We start from the raw sequence: 3,419 nt of genomic DNA on the forward strand, positions 1-3,419 counted from the left end.
CGATCACCCTCGCCAGGCTTCATCACGTCATCCAGTGCGTCATGGGCTGGCACGGGGGGCATCTGCACGAATTCGAGATCGCCGGAGAGCGGTACGGCGTCCCCGACCCGGAGTTCGACTGGGGCGATCCGCCCCGTTCCGAGCAGCGCATCCAGCTCAAGACGGCGCTCGCGGGCATGAAGTCGTTCACCTACCTCTACGACTTCGGCGATCATTGGGAACACCGGATCAAGGTGGAGAAACGCCACCCGCCGGATCCCATCCTGTCGGCCAGCGCCCTGTGCCTCACCGGCGCCAACGCCGCTCCGCCCGAAGACGTGGGCGGCGCGCCGGGCTACGCCGACTTCCTGGAGGCCATCCTTGACCCGGACCACCCCGAACACCACGCCATGCGGGCGTGGTGCGGGGAGGACTTCGAGCCCGGGCGCTTTGATTTGTCTGCGGTGAATGAGCGCCTGGAGAGGCTGAGGGTCTGAGGCGTCAAGACGGGATAGGGACGACGCTTACGAACCAGGCCCAAGCGGCCGAATCCATCGCCCATCACCTGACCCTTGCATTCGCCGAGGCGGACGGCCCCGTGTGGGTGACTGCCGGAGGCTTGGCGGCTTGCTTGGCACCGGTTCTGCAGGCGGGGATAGAAGCGCTCAGGAAGGAGGCGGCAGCATGATCCGCGCTCTCATTTCCGGCGAGCTGGTGGCCGCCCCACAAGAGCGCACCGGCAGGAACGGCCGCCCCTTCGCCCTCGCCCGGCTTTCAGTTCCACAAGGCGACGACGGCCGGGTGTTCTGCTCTGTGATCGCCTTCCACGATGACGCCGTGGCCCGGCTGCTGCAGCTCAAGGCCGGCGCATCGGTAGCGCTGGCGGGCACGCTGAAGGTCTCCACCTGGCAGGCCAAGGACGGCACTGCCCGCCCCTCTCTTGATCTGGTGGCCGACGAGGTGGCGAGCACCACGCCACGCCCCCGAAAGCCCAAGGCGAAGCAGGACCAGGCCGGCGGCGCGGCAGCGGGCGATCCGTTCGCCGACATACCCGGCGCGGGTGACGTGGATTGGCTGGGGGCTTGAACATGGGACATACCCACCACGCCCCTTTCCCTTCTGGGCACCACGACCGCAGCCCGGCCGGCTGGTTACGCGACGGGCGCCCGAGCGTGCCGACGCTGACGATCCAGTTTCACGCACCGGTGCATTTCCAAGCGATCCGCGGCCTGTACGCCTTCACCCAACAGCTCGAAGCCCCGGCGATCTACTGGGGGTGGAACGGGCGCTGCTTCGCCTTCCTGCACGACCTGGCGCGCGAGGCCCTGGCGCGGGTGATGGACGATTGCCGAGCAGCGACGCACGACCGCCGGCAGCCGTGGGGGACTGCACGATGAGCCGCTATCGAAAGGTCGAGGTCCGCATCTGGAGCGATGAGAAGTTCCGGGCGCTTTCGCCCGTGCAGCCCAGCGGGCAAGGACTGTGCTTCTTCCTGCTGACCGGCCCCCACACCGGCCCGATTCCCGGGCTCTTCCGGGCGGGGCGGGCTGCAATGGCTGAAGAGCTGGGCTGGCCTCTGGAAGCCTTCGACGAAGCCTTTCGGGAAGTCTCTGAACAAGGCATGGCGAAAGCCGATTTCGCGGCCCGCCTGATGTGGCTACCGAACGCGATCAAGCACAACAAACCCGAGTCGCCGAACGTGGTGAAGAGCTGGTCGGCCGAGTTTGACCTGCTCCCCGAGTGTCCCCTGAAGCTCGAGGCCCTGGAGGCGATCAAAACCTTCGTTTGTTCCTTGGGGCCGGGGTTTTCCAGTGCATTCGCGGGCGCTTTCGAGGCTCACGGAAAGCCTTCCGGTAAGGCTTCCGGAAAGCCTTCGGGGAAGCCTTCCGGTAAGACTATGCCTAATCAGGAACAGGAACAGGAGCAGGAACAGGAGCAGGAAGTAAAAGCAGAGGGGGACACGCCCCCTGTCTGCAGCAAAGCTGCCGACTCCTGCCCCTACCGCGAAATCGTTGATCTGTACCACGAAGCCATGCCGGACAATCCCCGGTGCAAGATCCTCAGCAAGTCGCGGAAGGCAGCCATCAAGGCCCGGTGGACGGAAGCCGCCAAGCTGACGTGCAAGCCCTTCGGCTACGCCACCCGCGCGGAAGGTCTCGCTGCGTGGCAACAGTTCTTCGAGATCTGCGCCGGCTCCGACTTCTTGACCGGCAAGGCGCCGGGGAGCAATGGCCGGCCGCCGTTCATAGCTGACATCGATTTTCTGATGTCCCCGTCCGGCTTCGCCCGCACGCTCGAGAACAAGTACCACCGGGAGCCCTCAGCATGAATGCCCCCGACCTGCGCAACCTGCCGCCCCATTCCCTCGAAGCGGAGCAAGGCCTGCTGGGGGCGATTCTCTGCGACGGTGCCCGCGTGCTTGACCGCATCGAGGGCGCCGTCGGTGCGGCCGACTTCTACCGGGATGACCACCGCCGGATTTACGCCACCGCGAAGGCCCTGCACGATGCCGGCAAGCCGGTGGACGTGCTCACGGTCTCCGATGCCCTGGCAGCCCGGGGCGAAGCCGAGCAAACCGGCGGGCTGGCCTACCTGGGCGAACTGGCCAACGTCGGATTCCTGGCGGCCCACGCTGGCGCCTACGCCCGCACCGTCCGCGAGAAAGCCACCCTGCGCGGCCTGCAGCAGATCGCCGCCGATGTGCTGGCCGGTTGCGCGAGCCCGGCGGGTCGCTCGCCGGCCGAGATCGCCGCCGAAGCCGAGGCCGGAATGCTGGCCTTGCTGGACCACTCCGACAGCGAGCCGGCCCGCCTGCAAGACCTGCTGTGCGACGTGCTGGCCGACGTAGATCAACGCAGCGAGCGAGGCGGACACCTGGCCGGGCTGGCTACCGGCTTCACCCGCTTCGATGAGATGACCGGCGGGCTTGAGTCGGGGCAGCTGGTGATCGTGGCCGCCCGCCCCAGCGTCGGCAAGACCGTCGTTGGCTGCAACATCGCCGCCCACGTGGCCGCCAGCGGCACGCCGGTGCTGTTCTTCACCCTCGAGATGACCCGCCGCGAGATCGCCGCCCGCATCCTGGCAGCCCGCTCTGGTGTCTCGGTGCAGGCGATGCGCGCCGGCACCAATGCCCGCGATGACTGGGACCGCATGAGCACTGCGGTAGGTGCTTCGATGGCCTGGCCGATGTTCATCGACGACACGCCGGCCGTCACCGTCGCCCACGTCCGCGCCAAGGCCCGCCGCATCCAGCGCGCCCACGGTCTGGGGCTGGTGGTGATCGATTACCTGGGCCTCATGCGCGGCACCGGCGACAACCGAACACAGGAGGTGGGCAGCATCTCCCGTGGGCTCAAGGCGCTGGCCAAAGAACTGAAGGTGCCAGTGATCGCCCTCGCCCAGCTCAACCGGGCCAGCGAGGGGCGGCCGAACCGCCAGCC

Annotated in this window: 5 protein-coding genes; all 5 read left to right on the forward strand. The window is 67.5% G+C overall.

The genetic code is table 11. From position 1 onward, the window contains the following. Window positions 1–476 (forward strand): plasmid pRiA4b ORF-3 family protein (locus Q0672_RS20220; RefSeq protein ID WP_298625172.1); only part of this gene is annotated, 476 nt, incomplete at its 5' end. A 187-nt stretch (window positions 477–663) separates the two neighbouring features. Continuing rightward, on the forward strand, window positions 664–1,065 hold the full coding sequence (locus Q0672_RS20225) for a single-stranded DNA-binding protein (RefSeq protein WP_298625174.1): 402 nt from the start codon (window positions 664–666) through the stop codon (window positions 1,063–1,065). Between the two features lie 86 nt (window positions 1,066–1,151). Further along, the gene (locus Q0672_RS20230; protein ID WP_298625176.1) at window positions 1,152–1,376 is read left to right on the forward strand and encodes a hypothetical protein; all 225 of its coding nucleotides are present in this window, start codon (window positions 1,152–1,154) and stop codon (window positions 1,374–1,376) included. Further along, entirely contained in the window at window positions 1,373–2,308 is a 936-nt protein-coding gene (locus Q0672_RS20235; protein WP_298625178.1) for a hypothetical protein, read from the forward strand. Before Q0672_RS20230 ends, Q0672_RS20235 begins: the two co-directional genes overlap by 4 nt. Beyond that, window positions 2,305–3,419: replicative DNA helicase (locus Q0672_RS20240; RefSeq protein ID WP_298625180.1), on the forward strand; the 1,115-nt coding region annotated here is incomplete at its 3' end. The genes Q0672_RS20235 and Q0672_RS20240, both read left to right, overlap by 4 nt.

Origin of the sequence: uncultured Zoogloea sp. (assembly GCF_937894855.1) — a bacterium.
GTDB lineage: Bacteria > Pseudomonadota > Gammaproteobacteria > Burkholderiales > Rhodocyclaceae > Zoogloea > Zoogloea oryzae.